Raw genomic sequence first — 19,450 nt, 5'->3', positions numbered from 1 at the left:
TGTAACGCGTGGACCCGATCATGAAGAAAACCCTGTTCCTGGCCTTTGGCCTTGCAGCCGCCCTGTGCGGCAATGCCTTCGCAAACGACCGATATCGCGAGCGCCCGCCCGTCATCGTCAGCCCCGATCTCGCGGCCCCATGGGTGATGCAGCTTGCGGGACCGAATGCCCGGCCGGTCGTCTATCCGCGTCAGGCGGCTCAGCCGCGTGTCATCTACCGGCAGCGCGAAGCGCGACCTGTGCAGCGGCGCGGCATCTTCGACCAGGGTCGTGCACAACCGGTCGCCATGCGGCCGCAACCGATCCGTGGCCGGATCGAACCTCAGTTCCTGCCGCAAATGGTCGCCTACGAGACCAGAGAGAAGCCCGGCACGATCGTCATCGACACGAATAACCGCTTCCTCTACCTCGTGACAGGCAACGGCCAGGCTCGCCGCTACGGCGTCGGCGTCGGCAAGCCGGGGTTCGAATGGGCCGGAGCGCATAGAATCACACGGAAGGCCGAATGGCCGAACTGGACGCCGCCGAAGGAGATGATCCAGCGCGAAGCCGCCAAGGGCCATTACCTGCCGGCGCGCATGGACGGCGGGCCGGAAAACCCGCTCGGCGCGCGTGCCATGTATCTCGGCTCGACCCTCTACCGTATCCACGGCACCAACGCCCCCTGGACGATCGGTAGCGCGGTTTCTTCCGGCTGCATCCGCATGCGCAACGAGGACGTCGTCGACCTCTACGAGCGCGTCAACGTCGGAACCAAAGTCATCGTGATGTGACCTCCTGACGGCGGAAAGTGAGGCGGCGAAGACACAGCCCAGCCGCCTTCTGGCCATCACATCTTCTTTATTCGACCTGCGGCGTCTTGCTTTGGCGATGGAGTCGGCTAGCCTCCCTCATCCTGAAATTGAAGAGGACGAGGGAATGAGGAGAGGCAGGATCCTCGCAATGGCCATGGGGATGGCCGGCGCGATTTTTTTCACCGCTCAGAATGCAAGTGCGATCGGGCCGGCCGCACTGCATGCCGAACGCCCGGCAAGCGACGTCACCCTGGTGGTGCAGCGCAAGGAACTGCCGGAGAAATACAAGCGCCGCGTGGTGCGATTCTCGACAACAGAAAAGCCCGGCACAATCATCGTCGATACCAACAACAAGTTCCTTTATTATATCGAGGGTCCCAATCGCGCGACCCGCTATGGCATCGGCGTGGGCCGCGACGGTTTCGGCTGGTCGGGGGTCGTGAATGTCGGCCGCAAGGCGGAATGGCCCTCCTGGACGCCGCCGGCGGAAATGCGTGCCCGCGAACGTCGTGCCGGTCGCATCCTGCCGGCCGTACAGGAAGGCGGTATCGACAACCCGCTCGGCGCCCGTGCACTCTATCTCTACAAAGGCGGTCGCGACACCATCTTCCGCATCCACGGCACCAATCAGCCGTGGACAATCGGTCTCAACATGTCGTCGGGTTGCATCCGCATGATGAACAAGGACGTGGAGCATCTCTACGCCCGCGCCGACATCGGCACCAGGGTCATCGTCATCGGCCCCGGCAACCGCCATGGCAAAGTGGATTACGAAGATCGCGGCATCGACATTTTCCGCACTATTTTCGGCGGCTGACAATTTGCCGACATCACAAAAAGGGCGGCTTGCCGCCCTTTTTTCATGCGCTCAGGTTTCGTTAACCATAACCCGCCTAGGTTCGTCGCCAACTGGTGCAAAAAAAGCACAGACCACCGCCGCTTCCGCAGCTAAAGTGCGTCGACAAAAGCCAATATCTTTTCTGCAGGCCGATTCATGCGCAAACTTCTTTCGCTTTCCCTGGTTTCCACGGCTCTGACCGCGGTCGCTGCTTTCGCACCGGCTCATGCAGCCGATCCCGCAGTCGCCGAAGCACCCTATGTCGCTCCGGTTCAGACAAGCAGCGGCGGCTGGGAAATCTCCGCCTACGGCGGCTACCAGTTCTCGCCCCACTCGGATGTCGATGTTTCCGACCAGGCCGACTTCACGGCCGGGTGGGATACGAAGCCGTTCAACATGCCGCCCTATTGGGGTATCCGCGGCACCTACTGGTTCGAAGGCGGCGCGCTCTCGAACTGGGGCGTCTCGCTCGACTATACCCATGCCAAGGTCTATGCCGACGACGAGACGTTCACCAAGTCCGGCGGCTGGACCGTTTTCGAATTCACCGACGGCCTCAATCTTCTGACGCTGAACGCGCTCTACAAGTTCCCGATCGAGGGCAGCAAGTGGACGCCCTATGTCGGCGCCGGCGTCGGCATCAACGTTCCGCATGTGGAAGTCACCCGCGCAAGCGGCCGCACGTTCGACTACCAGTTTGGCGGCGCGACCATCCAGGCCCAGGCCGGCGTCCGTTACCAGTTCACTGAGAACTGGTCCGCCTTCGCCGAATACAAGGGCAACTATTCCTGGATCGACGTGGATATCGACAGCGGCGCTTCGCTGCAGACCAATATCCTCACCCACGCGATCAACTTCGGCGTGTCCTACAAGTTCTGAGGTCTGAGACCTGCGAACTAGAAAGCCGGCGAAGTTGCCGGCTTTTTTATTTGAACAGACTTATTTCGTCGGCAGCTTTTCCGGCTTGGGGCCGCCATAGGCCCAATCGAGCAGTTCGACCGTGTGAAGGATCGGGATTTCCGTGCCGGTGGCGATCTGGGTGATGCAGCCGATATTGCCGGTGGCGATAACATCGGGTTTGGTGGCCTCGATGTTTCTCACCTTGCGCGCCTTCAACTGCGCCGATATCTCCGACTGCAGGATGTTATACGTGCCGGCAGAACCGCAGCAAAGATGCCCTTCCGCCGGATCACGAACAGTGAAGCCGGCCACCTTCAGGAGGTTCTTCGGAAGAGCCGTGATCTTCTGGCCGTGCTGCATCGAACAGGCCGAATGATAGGCAACGTTGAGCCGCTTCGGCTCCAGCTTCGGCAGATCGAGTGTCGCAAGATATTCGGTGATGTCCTTGGCAAGCGCCGACACCCTTGCCGCCTTTTCGGCGTAGGCCGGATCGAGGCGCAGCATATGACCGTAGTCCTTGATCGTCGTGCCGCAGCCCGATGCGGTGATGATGATGGCGTCGAGTCCACCCCTATCGATCTCGCGGGTCCAGACATCGACATTGCGGCGGGCGAAATCGAGCGCCTCATTTTCCCGGCCCATATGATGCACCAGTGCGCCGCAGCAGCCTTCTCCCTCCGGCACTACGACGTCGATGCCAAGCCGGGCCAGCAGCCGCAGCGTCGCATCATTGATGCCGGGATCGAGCACCGGCTGGGCGCAGCCGGATAGGATCGCGACACGGCCGCGTTTCTCCGCTTGCGCCGGATGCGTCCCTCGCCTTGTCGCGTCGGAAGCCTTCGCAGCAGCCTTCGGTGCAAGATCCAGCATGGCGCCGAGCGGCTTCAGGGCCGATACGCGCTTCAGCATCGGCGCAAGCGGGCGACCGAGCTTCGCGAGGATGAGGGCCGCGCGAAAACGCTGCGGATAAGGCAGAACGGCCGCAAGAAGGTTGCGGATCAGCCGATCAATCAACGGACGCCTGTAGGTATTCTCGATGTGGATGCGGGCATGATCGACTAGATGCATGTAATCGACGCCCGAGGGACAGGTGGTCACGCAGGCAAGACAGGAAAGACAGCGATCGATATGGGTAACGACTTCCTGATCGGCGGGCCGGCCGTTTTCCAGCATGTCCTTGATGAGGTAGATGCGCCCGCGCGGGCTGTCGAGTTCGTTGCCAAGCGTCACATAGGTGGGACAGGTGGCGGTGCAGAAGCCGCAATGCACGCAGCGGCGCAGGATCTTTTCAGATTCGGCCACATGCGGATCGGCAAGCTGTTCGGGCGTGAAGGAGGTTTGCATTAGAAAACACCTTCCCGGCAGGCCAGAGAGGGGTAAACAGGCACAGTTATCATTCTATCTCACCACCCCATCTTGCCCGCACTAAAAATACCGGCCGGATCGAGTTTCTGCTTTACGCGAGCCGAAAGCGCCGCCACCGCGTCCGGCAGCGGCTCGAAGGCCGGTGTCTCGGCCCGCACCGCATCGGAAGCGCGCATGAGCGTCGCATGGCCGCCGCCAAGTGCGCGGATATAACGACGCAATAACTCTGCCTCCGGATCGGCCTCCATGCGCATCCAGATCAACCCTCCCTGCCAGTCGTAGAAGGCATCGACGCCGGCTTCCAGCCGGAGTGCCGCGACAAGCTGATGACCCGCTGATGGCGCGACCGAAACGTGCCAGAGCGGCTTTTGCGTACCGTCGGCATAGGGGTGGACGTCGCGAATTTCGTGCCAGAGCTTTTGACTTTCCTCCATGCCGAGCCGCGTAATCGGGCCTAAGGCCTCCATGACGGCGGCGAGCTTTTCCGCACGCACGGAAACGGAAGCCAAAAGCCCTTCGAGGCGCAGCACGGTCGCTTCCCCTTCCGGCAGCGCGCCGCCGATGAATCGATCCCGGACGGTTTGCGGCAGATGCGCCGCACCCGAAACCTCGACCGGCAGCGCCATGGCCGCGGCCATGGCCTTCGCGGCTGCCGCATCGTCCAGTCCGGAAATGACGATCGTCTCCACCGCCTGCGGCACCGGCAGGACCCGGAAGGTCACCTCGGTCAGAAAACCCAGCGTGCCGTGCGAGCCGGCGAGCAGCTTCACCAGATCGAGGCCGGTGACGTTCTTCATCACCCGACCGCCGGCGCGGATCGCTTCTCCCTTGCCGTTGATGAAACGGATGCCGAGCAGGCTGTCGCGTGCCGCTCCCGCTACGAAGCGACGCGGCCCGGAGACGTTGGCAGCAAAGACGCCGCCAATTGTCGGCTCGCCGGTCGTGCCCATGATGCCGCGATGATCCATCGGCTCAAAGGCCATCATCTGCCTGTTTGCCGCGAGCACCGCCTCGATTTCTGCGACAGACGTGCCGGCTTTCGCCGTCATGACCATTTCCGCAGGCTCGTAATCGACGATACCGGACAGTCCCCGGGCGCTCAGCATCTCATCGCTCGAAACGGGGTTGCCGAATCCGCTCCGGGTATTGCCTCCGCAGAGCGCGAGCCTGGTGCCCTGAGCCGCGGCATTGCGGACAACATAGACCGCGTCCGTTTCGTTATGCGGTATCAGTGTCATGCGACGGGCCGCCCTTCCAGCGGAAAGACTTTCGACGGATTGAGGATCCAGTCTTCATCAAAGGCAGAGCGCACCGCCATCTGCTGGGCAAGCTCGGCATCCGAGTATTGATGCCGCATCAGGTCGCGCTTCTCGATGCCAACGCCGTGTTCGCCGGTCAGGCAACCGCCGGCGTCGACGCAGAGCTTAAGGATTTCGTTGCCGGCTTCTTCAGCTCTTGCCGCATCCTCCGGATCGTTGGCGTTGAACAGGATCAGCGGATGCATGTTGCCGTCGCCGGCATGGAAGACGTTGGCGACCCTCAGCCCGAACCGCTCAATGATCTCGGACGTCTTGTTGAGCACGTAGGAGAGTTTCCCAAGCGGCACGGTGCCATCCATGCAGATATAGTCGGCGATACGGCCGGTCGCACCGAAGGCCGATTTGCGGCCTTTCCAAATGAGTGCCGCTTCCATCGCCGACTGGCACTCGCGCACGGTTTTCACATCATGGCGGCGGGCAATCTCGACGATGCCTGCCAGCATCGTATCCATCTCGGCTTCAGAGCCCTCGACTTCGACGATCAGGAGCGCCCCAACATCAAGCGGGTAACCCGCCTGGGCGAATGCCTCGCAGATCTCGATCGCCGGCTTGTCCATGAATTCGATCGCAACCGGAATGATGCCCGCGCCGATGATGTCCGCCACGCAAGCACCCGCCGCCTCCGAAGTCTCGAAACCGAAGAGCACAGGCCGCGCACCTTCCGGCTTGGCGATCAACCTCACCGCGGCTTCCGTAACGATACCGAGCTGGCCTTCCGAACCGCAGACGAGACCGAGCAGATCGTAGCCCGCCGCGTCCAGATGCTTGCCGCCGAGCTCGATCACCGTGCCATCGACCAGTACCATCTTGACGCCGAGCAGGTTATTGGTCGTGACACCGTATTTCAGACAGTGCGCGCCGCCGGAGTTCATGCCTATATTGCCGCCGATTGTGCAGGCGAGCTGCGAGCTCGGGTCCGGCGCATAAAAGAAGCCGTCGACGCCGACGGTCTCGGAAATGCTCAAATTCGTGACACCCGCCTGCACAATGGCAGTGCGGTTGGCATAGTCCACTTCCAGGATGCGCGACATCCTGGACAAGCCGAGCACGACGGCATCCTCCTGCGGGATTGCCCCGCCCGAAAGCGAGGTGCCCGCACCGCGCGGCACGACCGGAATGCCATAACGATGACAATATCTCATGACGGCGGCCACTTGCGCCGTTGTCCTCGGCAGGACCACCGCCAGGGGCAGACGCCGATAAGAGATGAAGGCATCGGTCTCAAACGGAACCAACTCGCGCGGCTCATGCACGAGACAGTCTGCCGGCAGGAGATCGGTGAGATCGGCGATAATGGCCGCCCGCCGCGAAAGGACCGCCGGACGTGGCGGCAGAAAGCGAATAGCTTCGGACACGGAAACCTCCCTTTGCAATTCAAGCCGCCTGTTCTTTTCTCCCATCCTATTTCACGATCAGGCCGCTGCTTCAACTTTCTTCGTCGTATTTGTCGCAATCACGCCATGCAGATCCACGATGCCGTTATAAAGTGAACAGGTGTGCAATTTATCAGTTGACCTTAAACAAGGCGGGCCTGAAAATAATCTTCATATTAGCGAACCTTCCGCCATGATTCTTGTTCAAAACGGTTGTGCTCAGCTCGTTAAGCTCCGGGCAATCCCTATATTAGTAAAATGTCGTTCACTCGGAGGTATCGCAGAAATTGGGCTTTATGAATCAGGTTACCGGCAATCTTCGGTTGATGCTGCAGCGGCCGCCGCGGCAGCAGTATGCCGCGCTGTGCTACCGGATGAAGAAGAAGCAGGGACAGCTTGAAGTCCTCGTTGCCACAAGCCGCGATACCGGCCGCTGGGTCATCCCCAAGGGCTGGCCGATGACAGGCAAGAAAGCCTATCAGGTTGCCGAACGCGAAGCCTTCGAAGAGGTCGGCGTCAAGGGCAAGATAGGGAAGGAACCACTCGGCTACTATACCTATCGAAAGACGCTCACCAACGGTCTGAAGGTACCTGTCCAGGTACAAGTCCATGCGCTGGAAGTGACCGAATGCCTCAAGAGCTTTCCCGAAAAGGGTTCGCGAACCCTGGAATGGGTTTCCTGCGAGGAAGCCGCCAATCGCGTCAACGAGCCGGAACTGAAGATTCTCTTCCTGCAGTTCGCCGAAAAAATGCAGCCGCGCATTCCGCCGCTGCCGACCAAGGCGGCGAGCTAAGCTCCGCACTTTCCAATATTGCCTTCATGAGCCATTGCCATTAGGCGATGGGCTACGATTGCTTCGCGAGGTGGAGAATGGCCGGGCCACCGTTTTAAACCTCACGTATCACCCAGGGATGATTAAATGGGCCAAAGGCGGCCGCGTCTGGCGAAGCCGACGCTCGACAAGGATCTGGAAAAGTTATCCTCGGTGGAGGAAGCCGCGCGGCAGACGTCGCGCCGGCTTGCCGCACCGGGTACGGCACTGCTTTTCATCGTCCTCGTCGCAATCTTTGCCGCATCCTACGTGACGGGCAAGCCCGGTGCCGTGGTCGTCATCGCCGCATCCGGAATTGCCGCCTACATGGCGATGAATATCGGCGCCAACGATGTGACGAACAATATCGGCGCCGCGGTCGGCGCACGTGCGATGAGCATGGCCTTCGGCCTTGGCCTTGCCGCCGTCTTCGAGGTGGCTGGGGCGGTGATCGCGGGCCGGGGTGTCGCCAACACGGTCGCCAACAACATCATGCAAGGCAGCATGATAGCCAGCCCGGAAATCCTGATCTGGGCCATGATGGCGGCTCTGCTCTCCGCAGCCATCCTTATCAATGTCGCAACCTGGTTCGGCGCTCCGGTCTCCACCACGCATTCCATCGTCGGTGGCGTCATGGGCGCGGGAATAGCGGCCGCCGGCCTTTCGGCGATCAACTGGGGAACAATCGCCGGCATCACCGCCAGCTGGGTTTTCTTACCAATCCTCGGGGCGGTCGTCGCCGCAGCCCTGCTCTTCCTCATAAAGGAAACCATCATCTACCAGGAGGACAAGATAGCCTCAGCCAAGAAATGGGTGCCGGTGCTGATCGGCCTCATGACGGGGGCTTTCGCAGGTTTCCTCTCGCTGATCGGATTGGGCCAGCTCGTGCATGTATCGGTTCCGGTCGCAACACTGATTGCGGTGGCGACCGGCCTGGCTGCATGGCAGCTCCTGATCCCGGTGATTGCCCGGCAGGCCGAAGGGCTAGAAAACCGTAATCAATCACTCAGGAAACTTTTCCGCGTCCCCCTCGTCTTTTCCGCTGCGCTCATGTCTTTTGCGCACGGCGCCAATGACGTCTCCAACGCGATCGGGCCGCTTGCGGCCATTGTCGCGGCGGCGCAACGCGGCGTCACCGGAAGCGTCCACGTCCCGCTCTGGGAGCTGGTGATCGGCGGGCTCGGGATCTCTCTCGGGCTGCTGCTGTTCGGACCGAAACTGGTCAGGCTGGTCGGCACAGAGATCACTAGACTCAATCCGATGCGCGCCTATTGCGTGTCGCTCTCGACCGCGCTGACGGTGATCATCGCCTCGTGGGTCGGACTGCCGGTATCTTCGACGCATATTGCCGTGGGCGCTGTGTTCGGCGTCGGCTTCTTCCGCGAGTGGTATACGCGCTATTCCCGCCGTCGTCTCGACTATATACGGATGCGCTCCGGCAAGGAGCTCGACATGACCGAGCCCTTCGAACGCAATGACGAAGAGTTGAAACGGCGTTTTCTGGTGCGGCGCTCGCATCTGCTGACCATCGTCGCCGCATGGGTGATCACGCTTCCTGCCGCAGCCACCCTTGCGGCAATGCTCGCGACGGCTATGTTCGCGCTGTTTATCTGACCAGGACGGACGGAATATCCATGCGCGCCAACTTCCGCATGCAAAGGCTGTTCATCGACGCGCCGCTCGGGACTGGCGTCCGGCATGAAGTATCGGCCGAGCAGTTCAACTATCTCGCCAACGTGCTCAGAATGGCCGAAGGGGCGGAAATTCTCGTCTTCAACGGCCGTGACGGCGAATGGAAGGCGAAGCTCACCTTTCCGACGCGCAAGAGGATCATGCTGGAAGCGCTCGAACAGACCCGGCCGCAGCCGCCTGCGCCTGACCTGTATTACCTGTTCGCGCCGCTGAAGGTCGGCCGGCTGGACTATATCGTCCAGAAAGCGGTGGAGATGGGCGCGGGGCTCCTGCAACCCGTCATGACCCAGCACGTGCAGGGCAAGATCAACAGTCTGGACCGGCTTCAGGCAAATGTGATCGAGGCGGCGGAACAGTGCGGCATATTGTCGATCCCCGACGTGACACCGCCGAAGAAGCTCGGGGACCTTCTGGAAAAATGGCCGGCGGACCGCCGCATCATCTTCTGCGACGAGGGCGACGAAGGACAGAACCCGCTGCCGATTCTTTCCACCGTCAAGGAGGCGAAACTGGCGTTGCTGGTCGGCCCGGAAGGCGGATTTTCCGAGGAGGAAAGGACAGCGCTGCGGTCCTTGCCCTTCGTCACGGCCATCCCGCTCGGGCCGCGGATTTTACGCGCGGATACCGCAGCGGTGGCCGCGCTTGCGGTCATCCAGGCGGTGATCGGCGACTGGCGGTGACCCGCTTGACACAGTGGCTTTGAAATTCTGAATCTATCTTGAAAGAAATTCACTTGCACCGCACATCAATCCGGTCCAAGCAGCCGGCATTCGTACGATTTTGGCGTCCAGATCCGGCATTCCGAACAAGGTAATTTTCATGGCGCGTGACACCACCGACCAGACACCGCTCTCCTCGGTGTCCGAGCTTTCCGCCTACCTGGCCAAGGGACCGCGGGCGAAGGAAGACTTCCGCATCGGTACGGAGCACGAGAAATTCGCCTTTTTCCAGGCGGATCACCGCCCTGTTCCCTATTTTGGCGATGCCAGCATCTCCGCACTCCTGAAGGGCATGGAGGCGAAGCTCGGCTGGGAGCCGATCATGGATGGCGAGAACATCATCGGGCTCGGCGAGCATTCAGGCATGGGTGCCATCTCGATCGAACCGGGCGGCCAGTTCGAGCTTTCGGGCGCACCGCTCGAGACCATCCACCAGACCTGTCGCGAATCAAACCAGCATCTGGCCCTCCTCAAGGAGATCGCCGAACCGATGGGCATCCGCTTCCTCGGCATGGGCGGCAGCCCGAAATGGTCGTTTGCGGAAACGCCGCGCATGCCGAAATCTCGCTACGGGATCATGACGCGCTACATGCCGAAGGTCGGCTCGCAAGGCCTCGACATGATGTACCGCACCTGCACGATCCAGGTGAACCTCGACTTCTCCTCCGAAGAGGACATGGCCCGGAAGATGCGGGTTTCGATGAAGCTCCAGTCGATCGCGACCGCGCTTTTCGCCTCCTCCCCCTTTACCGAAGGAAAGCCGAACGGCCTGCTTTCCTGGCGCGGCGACATCTGGCGTGACACCGACAATCGGCGTGCCGGCATATTGCCTTTCGTCTTCAAGCCGGATTTCGGTTTCGCTGACTATGTCGAATGGGCGCTCGACGTGCCGATGTATTTCGTCGTCCGGGACGGCAGATATCACGACTGCACGCATGTCACCTTCCGCCAGTTCATGAACGGCGCCCTGAAAGGCGAAATCAGGGACTGGGAGCCCACGATGGGCGACTGGACCAACCATCTCTCCACTCTTTTCCCGGAGGTGCGGCTGAAGCGCTTCCTCGAAATGCGCGGTGCCGATGGCGGTCCTTGGCGGCGCATCTGCGCGCTGCCGGCCTTCTGGGTCGGCCTGCTTTACGACGACACCGCGCTTGCCGATGCCGAAGTTCTGACGCAAGACTGGACCGTCGAGGACGTCACCGCCATGCGTGATACGGTGCCAGCGAAGGCGCTCAAGGCCGAGATCAAGGGCAGACCTATTCTGGACGTCGCGCGCGAGGTCGTCGCCATTTCCAAGGCCGGCCTGAAGGCGCGCAACCGGCTGAACGGCGAAGGCCAGGACGAAAGCATATTTCTGCAGCCGATCGAGGAAGTGCTCGCTAAGAAGGCGACGATGGCTGAAGACATGCTGGCACTCTATCACGGTCGCTGGAACGGCTCCGTGGATCCTGTTTTCGAGGAATATCAGTATTGAGCAACTGAGACCGGTTCTAAAAACCGGTTTCCGCTTACACTTTTCCGGCTATAGTGTTCGTTACACGCAAGCGGAAAGGATTCTTCATGCTGCCACTGTTCGATATGATGCTCAGGGCTCAGAACGGCGAAGGCATGGAGGCAATCGCCAAACAATTCAATCTGGCGCAGGAGCAGGCGACCCAGGCCATGGCCGCGCTGATGCCCGCCTTCTCTTCCGGTCTCAAGCGCAGCGCGACCAACCCCTATGATCTCACCGCGCTGATGAGCAGTATGTTCTCGGGCTCCTATACCAAATATTTCGAGGACATGACGAAGGCCTTCACGCCCCAGGGCGTCGCGGACGGCAATGCGGTTCTCGAAAAAATCTTCGGCTCGAAGGAGGTTTCCCGCGCCATCGCCGCGCAGGCGGAGCAGTTCACCGGCATTGCGCAGGACACGTTCAAGAGGATGATGCCGGTCATGGCCGATACGCTGATGGGCGGGCTGTTCAAGCAGATGACAGGTCAGATGCCCGCCGCCAACGAGGCCTTTGCCGCCTCGCCGATCGGCCAGATGACGCAGCAATGGCTCGAAAGCATGGGGCTGCAGCCGAAGACCAAGCCTCAGGCGGCCATCAATCCTTTCGACAATCCCTTCACGCAGGCCATGCGTTCGATGTGGGGGCTGGACAAGCCGGAACAGCCGCAACCTCCAAGCAGCGGCAATCCGTTCGCCGACAACCCGTTCGCCAAGGCGTTCCAGGATATGATGGCCGGCGCTTTCCCGTCCCCGGCTCCGGCCGCGTCTGCACCCGAAAAGCCGAAAGAAAAGCCGGCGCCCGAGGCTAATCCCTATCGCGATGTTCTGAACAACATGTTCGACAGCGGGCTTGAAGTGCAGAAGACCTATCAGAAGAACATGGAGGCGATCTTCGCGACGCTCCGCAATGGGGCCAATGACAAGCCGGCGCCTGCCGAGACCACGCCTGGAAAGTAGCGCGCCTGTTCCCGCATGCCGTTGCCCCGAAACCGGCAACCGCTGTCGGGCGGCATGCGTACAAAAAAGCCCGGCGCGGATCGACCGGCCGGGCAAGAGGCAGGGCTATTGGCTATCACCCTGCGGGGAAAGTGTGAGATCAGCGGCTGGCGGACCTCGCAAAGCGGGTGCGTGCCCGTTCCCGGGCCGCGCGCGTCAGAAGGAGCGACGGATCCTCAAGAGCGCCGGACCGGTCGAGCGCCATCACCACATCATGCCGTGTGAGGCCGATATCGTTGAGCTGGCGGTCGTCGAGATCATGGAGGCAATTGGACGCCAGACGATTGCGAAAGGCACGCCATACGGATTGCACTCGCAGCATCGCAAGGGCCAGGCGGCCTTCGGGGATACGCCGTTCGCGGACGAGGTCGAGTTCGGTTCCGTATTTGGTCGTGCTCATCGGACTTTCCTTTCATCAGGCACGAGTTTGGCCGGCCCTTCCGCGGAGGTCCGACGGAAAGGCAGCCTTGGGAGAGCGCCCCAGGGAGAAGGCGCCGTATCGATCGTTGATTTGCGATCTTGTTATCGCTGAAAACCTATTGATCAGTCCAACGAATGTTTCTAATGATTAGCATCAAACACTCTGATGGATACCCCACCATGTCCGCTCCGCTTGATATCGACCAGTTGCATACATTCATTGCTATTGTGGATACCGGCAGTTTCACCAAAGCGGCGGACCGGGTGTTCAAGACCCAGTCGGCCGTTTCGATGCAGATGCGCCGGCTGGAGGAACGGATCGGAAAGCAGCTCTTCGCCAAGGACGGGCGCGGCAACCGGCTGACCGCCGAGGGCGAGAAGCTTTTGAACTATGCGCGGCGCATCATCCGGCTCAACAACGAGGCGATCGCCGCCTTCGACGACAATCGCCTGGAAGGCACGCTGCGCATCGGCACGCCGGACGACTATGCCGACCGCTACATGCCGGAAATCATCGGCCGTTTCGCCAAGACACATCCAAATGTCGAACTCTATATCGTCTGCGAGCCCTCGGTCAGCCTGGCTGAGAAGATGGCACGTGGCGAACTCGACATCGCGCTTGTGACGCACAACCCGCGCCAGCGGATTTCCGACGTGGTGCGGACCGAGCCGCTCTGCTGGGTGGGGTCGGCCAACCATCCCTTGAAGGACGATGCGCCGGTGCCGCTTGCCGTCGGGCGACGCGACTGTCTCTGGCGGCAGCTTGCCTGCTCGGCCCTCGATGCGGACGGCCGTGAATACCAGGTTCTATTCACAAGCTGGTCCTCGACGGTGGTCGCCGCTGCGGTACTTGCCGGCATGGCCGTTTCGGTGCTGCCGGAATCGGCGCTGCGTCCCGGCATGAAGGTGCTGACTGCCGCCGACGGCTTCCCCCCGCTGCCGCCAGTGCAGATCGGCCTCATGAAGCGGCCGGGCCTCTCTCCCTCGCTGATGAACGCCATCACCGACCATATCACCGCCTGCCTCGACAACATCTCGCCCGCAGTCATCCCCGATGACCTCGACGGCGAGGTGAAGACCTTCCCCCGCCTCGCCCGTGCAAGAGCGGGTCAAGCCATGACCGGGTGGTAACTGGCAGCAATCCGGCCTTGCTTTCCTGACAGGCTTCAAGCTAGATCACAGGTGTTCTCAGGGCGGGGCGGAATTCCCCACCGGCGGTATGCGGCGCAAGTCGTGAGCCCGCGAGCGCCTTCCAACGGAAGGGTCAGCAGATCAGGTGCGATGCCTGAGCCGACGGTCATAGTCCGGATGGAAGAGAACGGACGTACAGCACCCGCCATCGCGGGGGCTGATGACGTGCGTGATCGCCTTGGGTGACGTGTCGAGCCAAAGGAGATCACATGACACACACCCGCTTCGCTTTCGTCAAAGCAAACTGGCATTCGGAAATCGTGGAGAAGGCACTTGAGGGCTTTCTCGAACTCATCCCTCGCGAAGAGGTCGACATCTTCGATGTGCCAGGAGCCTTCGAACTACCTCTCGCCACACGCGATCTCGCGGCTACAGGCAGATATGCCGCCGTGATCGCTGCCGCGCTGGTCATCGACGGCGGCATCTACCGGCATGATTTCGTCGCAGCCGCGGTCGTCGATGGGTTGATGCGCGCCAGCCTCGACACCGACATTCCCATCTTGTCGGTATCGCTGACGCCGCACCATTTTCATGAAACCGAACACCACAGGGCTGTATTCACCGCTCATTTCCTGGAAAAGGGGCGCGAAGCCGCGCATGCCGCGATGATGATCGTGAAAACGCGCCAACGGATCGCAGCCTGACATCGGCCTATACCGAAAAGCCGGGACCGCCCCGGCTTTTCGTTGGTCCGGACTGCTCACTGTCCAACGTTCTCGAACTCCACGGTTGAATCTTTCATCCGATATCGATAACTCATGATCGCGCCCTTCAAAAAAAACGATCGGGAAAAGTTATCGTGCTGACTCTGCGCCAGATGCGCTATTTCGATGCGCTCGCCTCCACCCGGCATTTCGGCAGGGCAGCGGCGCAAGTGCATGTGAGCCAGCCGGCTCTTTCCACGCAGATCATGGAAATGGAGGAGCATCTCGGCAGCAAGCTCGTCGAGCGCAGCCGCTCGGGCGTACTCCTCACTCGCAAGGGGATGGAGGTGCTCCAACGCATTCGCATGATATTGACGGAGGTGGAGCGACTGGAGGAAGCGGCACGCGACAGCGGCGGCACTCTCGACGGGCTGGTGCGGATCGGCATCATCCCTACGGTTGCGCCCTATCTCGTGCCTCGACTGGTGCCTTATCTCAGGGAAAGCTATCCGGGCATCGAGATCGAACTCAAGGAGGCGATCACCGATCGCCTGGTTGCCGATCTCATCGATGGACGGCTGGATGCGGTCATTGCGGCCTTGCCGATCGACGCCGAGAATGTCGAAACAAAGGCGCTGTTCTCCGACCGCTTCTTCATGGCCATGACGAACAATGACCGCGAAGTCCTGATGTCGTCGCTCACCGAAAGCCAGGTGGATACGGAAAGGCTTCTGCTGTTGGAGGAGGGTCATTGCCTGCGCGACCAGGCGCTCGCGGTCTGCGGGACGGCGGGAAAACGCAGCCTTGTCAATTTCGGTGCAACCTCCATGGCAACGCTGCTTCAGATGGTATCGCACGACATGGGAATGACGCTGATCCCGGAAATGGCGATCCCCACGGAGACAACACGCAACGATCTCAGGATCGTACCATTCGCCGACCCGGCTCCTTCGCGCGAGATCGGGCTCATATGGCGGAAGTCGAGCGGCCGTGCCGAGGACATGGCCGCCCTGGGACAGGCGGTAACGCTCTGCGCTCCCGCAGGGGGTGTCAAGCCAGGTATTTCTTGAAGAAATCCACCGTGCGGCTCCAGGCGAGGTCCGCGGCCGCCTTGTCATAGCGGGCCGATGACGTGTCGTTGTTGAAGGCATGGTTGGCGCCCTCATATACGAAGATCTCGAAGGTTTTTCCGCCCTTCTCCAACGCCTCCCGGAAGGCGGGGATGCCTGCGTTGATGCGTTCGTCGAGCCCACCATAGTGCAGCATGAGCGGCGCCTTGATGGCCGGCACGTCTTCTGCTTTCGGCTGCGATCCGTAGTACGCAACACCGGCGTTGAGGCTCGGCGACTTCACGGCAAGATTATTGACGGCTCCACCACCCCAGCAGAAGCCGACGGCACCGACCTTGCCGTTCGCGCCGCTGATGCCGGCGAGATAGACGCGGCTTGCCTCGCCATTGGCCGCAACCCCGTCGGCGTCAAGCGACGAGAACATCTGACGCGCCTGATCCTCGTCGGCCGGCGTACCGCCCTGTGGCGACAGGAAATCGACGGCCAGCGCGTTGAAACCCTCAAGCGCCATGCGGCGTGCGACATCCCTGATATGGTTGTTGAGGCCGCGGTTCTCGTGAATGACAATCACTCCGCCCAATGGTCCGGAGGCATTCTTCGGGCGCACGAGATAGGCCTTCATCGTCGCGCCGCCGGCGCCCGGATAGGTAACCTCCTCGGCCGTCAACCGCTCGTCATCGGCAGGAATAATATCCGCCCTGGCGCTGTTGGCGGCAAGCATCGGCGCAACCGCCGCCGCGGCCGCACCTGAACCGGCAAGCTGTGTCAGCTTCTCCATGAAGCGGCGACGGTCGAGGGTGAGATGAGTATACTCATCATAGGCGTTGATCATCGCCTGGGTGATCTTCGGAACTTCATTGTCCATGGCGCTTTCCTCCTAGCGATCGCTCGGAGGAAAGCTAACGCCGGTCGACTGGCTTTCAGATAAAAAAACCTGTGATTTTCGCAGGATGGGCTACACTAGTTCGTGAGTACAAGTTGATCGCAACTGACCTTCTTCCGCTCTGTCAGTTCAGCGCCAGCCAGACGGCGAGCCAAATCCACATCGCCAGCAACGAGAAGAAACCGGCGATAAACAGCGGACGGCGATAACGCAGCCGGTTGCTGGTGAGATGCACATAGGTATGGACATAGCGGGAAAGAACAAAAATCCAGGAGAGAGCGACGGTGCCCCAATTGTCCGCGGTCGAGGCGTAGAGAGCGAGGCAGGCGCCGTGAAACAGGACCGGCAGCTCGAACTGGTTCTTGAGGTTGTTATGAACCAGCAGACTTTCAGGCGGTTCCTGGCGGTTCTCCCGAAACTGCCCTGCCTCGGCGCTGCCTGCCTTTACCGCTTCGGCGCGTTTCCTCGACAAGAGCCAATAAAGGAAGAATACCAGCGCGGCATGCGCGATCATCGGCCAAAGGGTGGCATTGGTGGAAAGCATCAGTCCTCCGGATCATCCGGGAGAAGCAATACAGTTCGTCTGCAGGAGACACAACGCCCCCTCGAAATGAGAATGGCGCCAGTTGGGCGCCATCCGTCTTCAGCCCCTTCGGCCGGAGTTTTACACGCCGGCCCCGGGATAATTCGGGCTCTCGCGGGTGATCGTCACGTCATGGGCATGGCTTTCGCGCAGGCCGGCCCCTGAAATACGCACGAAGGTGGCTCGCTCCTGGAATTCCTTGATCGTGGCGCCGCCGACATAACCCATAGCCGCCTTCAGACCGCCGCCAAGCTGATGCAGCACGCCGGAAACCGATCCCTTGTAGGGTACCTGACCCTCGATGCCTTCGGGCACGAGCTTCAGCGTGTCGCGGACTTCCGCCTGGAAATAACGATCGGCCGAGCCGCGCGCCATGGCGCCTACCGAACCCATGCCGCGATAGGATTTGAAGGACCGCCCCTGGTAGAGATAGACTTCGCCGGGGCTTTCATCCGTGCCGGCCAGCAGCGAACCGACCATAACCGCCGAGGCGCCTGCGGCGATCGCCTTCGCGACATCGCCGGAAAACTTGATGCCGCCATCGGCGATAACAGGAATATTCCGGTCGCGGGCGGCTTCGACAGCCGCCATGATGGCGGCAAGCTGCGGCACACCGACGCCTGCGACAATGCGCGTCGTGCAGATCGATCCCGGCCCGATGCCGACCTTCACCGCATCCGCGCCGGCATCTATCAGTGCTTTGGTGCCATCAGCGGTCGCGACGTTGCCGGCCATGATTCGCACCGAATTGGAGAGCGTCTTGACGCGGGTAACGGCATCGAGCACGCGCTGAGAATGACCATGGGCCGTATCGACCACGAGAAGGTCGACGCCGGCCTCAATCAGCCGTTCGGCGCGCTCGTAACCATCATCGCCGACGCTGATCGCGGCGGCGGCACGCAGCCGTCCCTGCGCATCCTTCGACGCGTTCGGATTGAGCTGCGACTTCTCGATGTCCTTGACGGTGATAAGCCCGACGCAGCGGCCCTCTCCATCGACGACCAGCAGCTTCTCGATGCGGTGCTTGTGGAGAAGGCGCTTGGCTTCCGTCTGATCGACGCTTTCCTTGACCGTGATGAGGTTCTCGCGGGTCATCAGCTCATAGATGCGCTGGGTGGGATCGGAAGCGAAGCGAACGTCGCGGTTGGTCAGGATGCCGACCAGCCGGCCCGCCGTGTGGCCGCCGGAACCACCGTTCTCGACCACCGGAATGCCGGAAATGCCATGCGCCTTCATAAGAGAAAGCGCCTCGGCAAGCGTCGCATCCGGGCCGATCGTCACCGGATTGACGACCATGCCGCTTTCGAACTTCTTGACCTGCCGGACTTCCTCGGCTTGTTCGATGGGGGTCAGGTTGCGGTGGATGACGCCGATGCCGCCCGCCTGCGCCATGGCGATCGCCAACCGGCTTTCGGTCACCGTATCCATGGCCGCCGACAGGATCGGCAGGTTGAGATCGATATCCTGAGCGATGGTCGTGGAGATGTTGGTCTGCCCCGGCATGACCTCGGAATGGCCGGGCTGCAGCAGCACGTCGTCAAAGGTGAGCGCGTCCGCGCCGGTGGCTGTTTCGATGATGCGTGCCATAACCAATTTCCTTCAGTTAATAGAAAATCGTCCCGGCGGGGGAGTGGCCGGAAGCGATCCTCACGGATGGGAAGTTGGCGAGGGCTCGTACCACGTCTTGGTGGCGATGGGAACAGCCTGCGAGGGCAAAAATGCCGACACCGGCATAATTTCATCGCCTCGTCATTCGTCACCAAGGGGCAGATGTCATTTGCGCGAAGCGCAACGCTCAAAAGCATGAAGGTGGTTGTTCTGCGAAGCAGCGCTCAGACGCTCGAACACGGCTGCGATATCGGCGTGGGACGAAACCGCCGGCAGAAGCTCTTTCCGATAGAGATCGCGATTGGCGATCTCCGCCTCCACGCCCATGCGACAGGCTTCCGCCAGTGTGGCCGGGACCTGAATCTTCACGGCAGCGGAGTTCAATTGATCGTTTCGCGGCACATCCAGGCCGTAAATGCGCATCAGGTCGGAAAGCATCGCCGAATGCGTCCTTTCCGATTCAACGATGTTGGAAAACGGCCGGACGCTTCCGAACCTGGCCATGACCGCCTCATAAAATGCCTCCGCATGATATTCGTCGGAGAGTGCGCGGATCAGAGCCTGCGAAGCGGCCTTGTCCAGCGTCGCAGCCGCGAGCGTGGGGCCGGGTGAAGCGATTGCCAGGGCAAGGCTTGCGACAATGGCGGGAATGTATTGCATGACAGTATTTCTCCTGAGTTGACGAGGAGAGACTGCCGTGAGTACAAAAACTTCCGCTTGACCTAAATCAACATTACAAAAATCTAATA

Annotated in this window: 19 protein-coding genes and 1 riboswitch; of the genes, 11 read left to right on the top strand and 8 right to left on the bottom strand. The window is 61.0% G+C overall.

Annotated elements, in window-relative coordinates:
* Window positions 1-17 precede the first annotated feature (17 nt).
* The 3 genes from J2046_RS02575 (at window position 18) to J2046_RS02565 (ending at window position 2,511) form a co-directional block, all read left to right on the top strand.
* Entirely contained in the window at window positions 18-773 is a 756-nt protein-coding gene (locus tag J2046_RS02575; RefSeq protein ID WP_210049733.1) for a L,D-transpeptidase, read from the top strand.
* Window positions 774-954: 181 nt separating this feature from the next.
* Window positions 955-1,611, top strand: a complete 657-nt coding sequence (locus J2046_RS02570) for a L,D-transpeptidase (protein ID WP_411828455.1) — start codon at window positions 955-957, stop codon at window positions 1,609-1,611.
* A gap of 177 nt (window positions 1,612-1,788) precedes the next feature.
* Window positions 1,789-2,511 carry an outer membrane protein gene (locus tag J2046_RS02565; protein WP_037158452.1) on the top strand — a complete coding sequence of 241 codons (723 nt, stop codon included), beginning with the start codon at window positions 1,789-1,791 and terminating at the stop codon, window positions 2,509-2,511.
* Between the two features lie 60 nt (window positions 2,512-2,571).
* On the opposite strand, the gene glcF is transcribed toward J2046_RS02565, so the two are convergent.
* From glcF to J2046_RS02550, 3 genes are read right to left on the bottom strand one after another with little or no spacing between them, the layout of a single operon-like run.
* Complete coding sequence (gene glcF / locus J2046_RS02560) at window positions 2,572-3,876, bottom strand: glycolate oxidase subunit GlcF (protein WP_210049091.1); 1,305 nt, start codon at window positions 3,874-3,876, stop codon at window positions 2,572-2,574.
* Window positions 3,877-3,935: 59 nt separating this feature from the next.
* Window positions 3,936-5,135, bottom strand: a complete 1,200-nt coding sequence (locus tag J2046_RS02555; protein WP_210049089.1) for an FAD-binding protein — start codon at window positions 5,133-5,135, stop codon at window positions 3,936-3,938.
* Complete coding sequence (locus J2046_RS02550) at window positions 5,132-6,571, bottom strand: FAD-linked oxidase C-terminal domain-containing protein (RefSeq protein WP_210049087.1); 1,440 nt, start codon at window positions 6,569-6,571, stop codon at window positions 5,132-5,134. Before J2046_RS02550 ends, J2046_RS02555 begins: the two co-directional genes overlap by 4 nt.
* A 305-nt stretch (window positions 6,572-6,876) precedes the next feature.
* Here J2046_RS02550 and J2046_RS02545 point away from each other — a divergent pair, with 305 nt between their 5' ends.
* From J2046_RS02545 to J2046_RS02525, 5 genes are all read left to right on the top strand, one after another.
* The gene (locus J2046_RS02545) at window positions 6,877-7,383 is read left to right on the top strand and encodes an NUDIX hydrolase (RefSeq protein ID WP_210049077.1); all 507 of its coding nucleotides are present in this window, start codon (window positions 6,877-6,879) and stop codon (window positions 7,381-7,383) included.
* Window positions 7,384-7,509: 126 nt separating this feature from the next.
* A complete protein-coding gene (locus J2046_RS02540) occupies window positions 7,510-9,015 on the top strand; it encodes an inorganic phosphate transporter (protein WP_210049076.1) in 1,506 nt (501 codons plus the stop codon).
* A 20-nt stretch (window positions 9,016-9,035) separates the two neighbouring features.
* The gene (locus J2046_RS02535) at window positions 9,036-9,773 is read left to right on the top strand and encodes a 16S rRNA (uracil(1498)-N(3))-methyltransferase (RefSeq protein ID WP_210049067.1); all 738 of its coding nucleotides are present in this window, start codon (window positions 9,036-9,038) and stop codon (window positions 9,771-9,773) included.
* A gap of 139 nt (window positions 9,774-9,912) precedes the next feature.
* Window positions 9,913-11,286, top strand: a complete 1,374-nt coding sequence (locus J2046_RS02530) for a glutamate--cysteine ligase (RefSeq protein WP_210049064.1) — start codon at window positions 9,913-9,915, stop codon at window positions 11,284-11,286.
* An 86-nt stretch (window positions 11,287-11,372) separates the two neighbouring features.
* Complete coding sequence (locus J2046_RS02525; RefSeq protein ID WP_210049062.1) at window positions 11,373-12,263, top strand: DUF937 domain-containing protein; 891 nt, start codon at window positions 11,373-11,375, stop codon at window positions 12,261-12,263.
* A gap of 139 nt (window positions 12,264-12,402) precedes the next feature.
* On the opposite strand, the gene J2046_RS02520 is transcribed toward J2046_RS02525, so the two are convergent.
* Complete coding sequence (locus J2046_RS02520) at window positions 12,403-12,702, bottom strand: DUF1127 domain-containing protein (RefSeq protein ID WP_210049059.1); 300 nt, start codon at window positions 12,700-12,702, stop codon at window positions 12,403-12,405.
* Between the two features lie 200 nt (window positions 12,703-12,902).
* On the opposite strand from J2046_RS02520, the gene J2046_RS02515 reads away from it, so the two are divergent.
* The 3 genes from J2046_RS02515 (at window position 12,903) to J2046_RS02505 (ending at window position 15,627) form a co-directional block, all read left to right on the top strand.
* Entirely contained in the window at window positions 12,903-13,853 is a 951-nt protein-coding gene (locus tag J2046_RS02515) for a LysR substrate-binding domain-containing protein (RefSeq protein WP_210049056.1), read from the top strand.
* Between the two features lie 49 nt (window positions 13,854-13,902).
* Window positions 13,903-14,046: riboswitch (FMN riboswitch) on the top strand.
* Between the two features lie 76 nt (window positions 14,047-14,122).
* A complete protein-coding gene (locus J2046_RS02510) occupies window positions 14,123-14,557 on the top strand; it encodes a 6,7-dimethyl-8-ribityllumazine synthase (RefSeq protein WP_210049043.1) in 435 nt (144 codons plus the stop codon).
* Window positions 14,558-14,712: 155 nt separating this feature from the next.
* Entirely contained in the window at window positions 14,713-15,627 is a 915-nt protein-coding gene (locus J2046_RS02505) for a hydrogen peroxide-inducible genes activator (protein WP_210049041.1), read from the top strand.
* Here J2046_RS02505 and J2046_RS02500 read toward each other — a convergent pair.
* The 4 genes from J2046_RS02500 to J2046_RS02485 form a co-directional block, all read right to left on the bottom strand.
* A complete protein-coding gene (locus J2046_RS02500; protein WP_210049040.1) occupies window positions 15,608-16,492 on the bottom strand; it encodes a dienelactone hydrolase family protein in 885 nt (294 codons plus the stop codon). The two genes, J2046_RS02505 and J2046_RS02500, sit on opposite strands and share 20 nt — an antisense overlap.
* Before the next feature lie 142 nt (window positions 16,493-16,634).
* Complete coding sequence (locus J2046_RS02495; protein ID WP_210049038.1) at window positions 16,635-17,054, bottom strand: MAPEG family protein; 420 nt, start codon at window positions 17,052-17,054, stop codon at window positions 16,635-16,637.
* Window positions 17,055-17,174: 120 nt separating this feature from the next.
* Window positions 17,175-18,680 carry an IMP dehydrogenase gene (gene guaB, locus J2046_RS02490; protein ID WP_210049036.1) on the bottom strand — a complete coding sequence of 502 codons (1,506 nt, stop codon included), beginning with the start codon at window positions 18,678-18,680 and terminating at the stop codon, window positions 17,175-17,177.
* Window positions 18,681-18,866: 186 nt separating this feature from the next.
* On the bottom strand, window positions 18,867-19,361 hold the full coding sequence (locus J2046_RS02485) for a ferritin-like domain-containing protein (protein WP_210049025.1): 495 nt from the start codon (window positions 19,359-19,361) through the stop codon (window positions 18,867-18,869).
* Between the last annotated feature and the right edge of the window lie 89 nt (window positions 19,362-19,450).

The sequence above is a fragment of the Neorhizobium petrolearium genome (assembly GCF_017873175.1).
Classification (GTDB): Bacteria; Pseudomonadota; Alphaproteobacteria; order Rhizobiales; family Rhizobiaceae; genus Neorhizobium; species Neorhizobium petrolearium.
The sequence above is the reverse complement of the archived record's forward strand: the minus strand, read 5'-3'. Positions and strand labels throughout refer to the sequence as shown.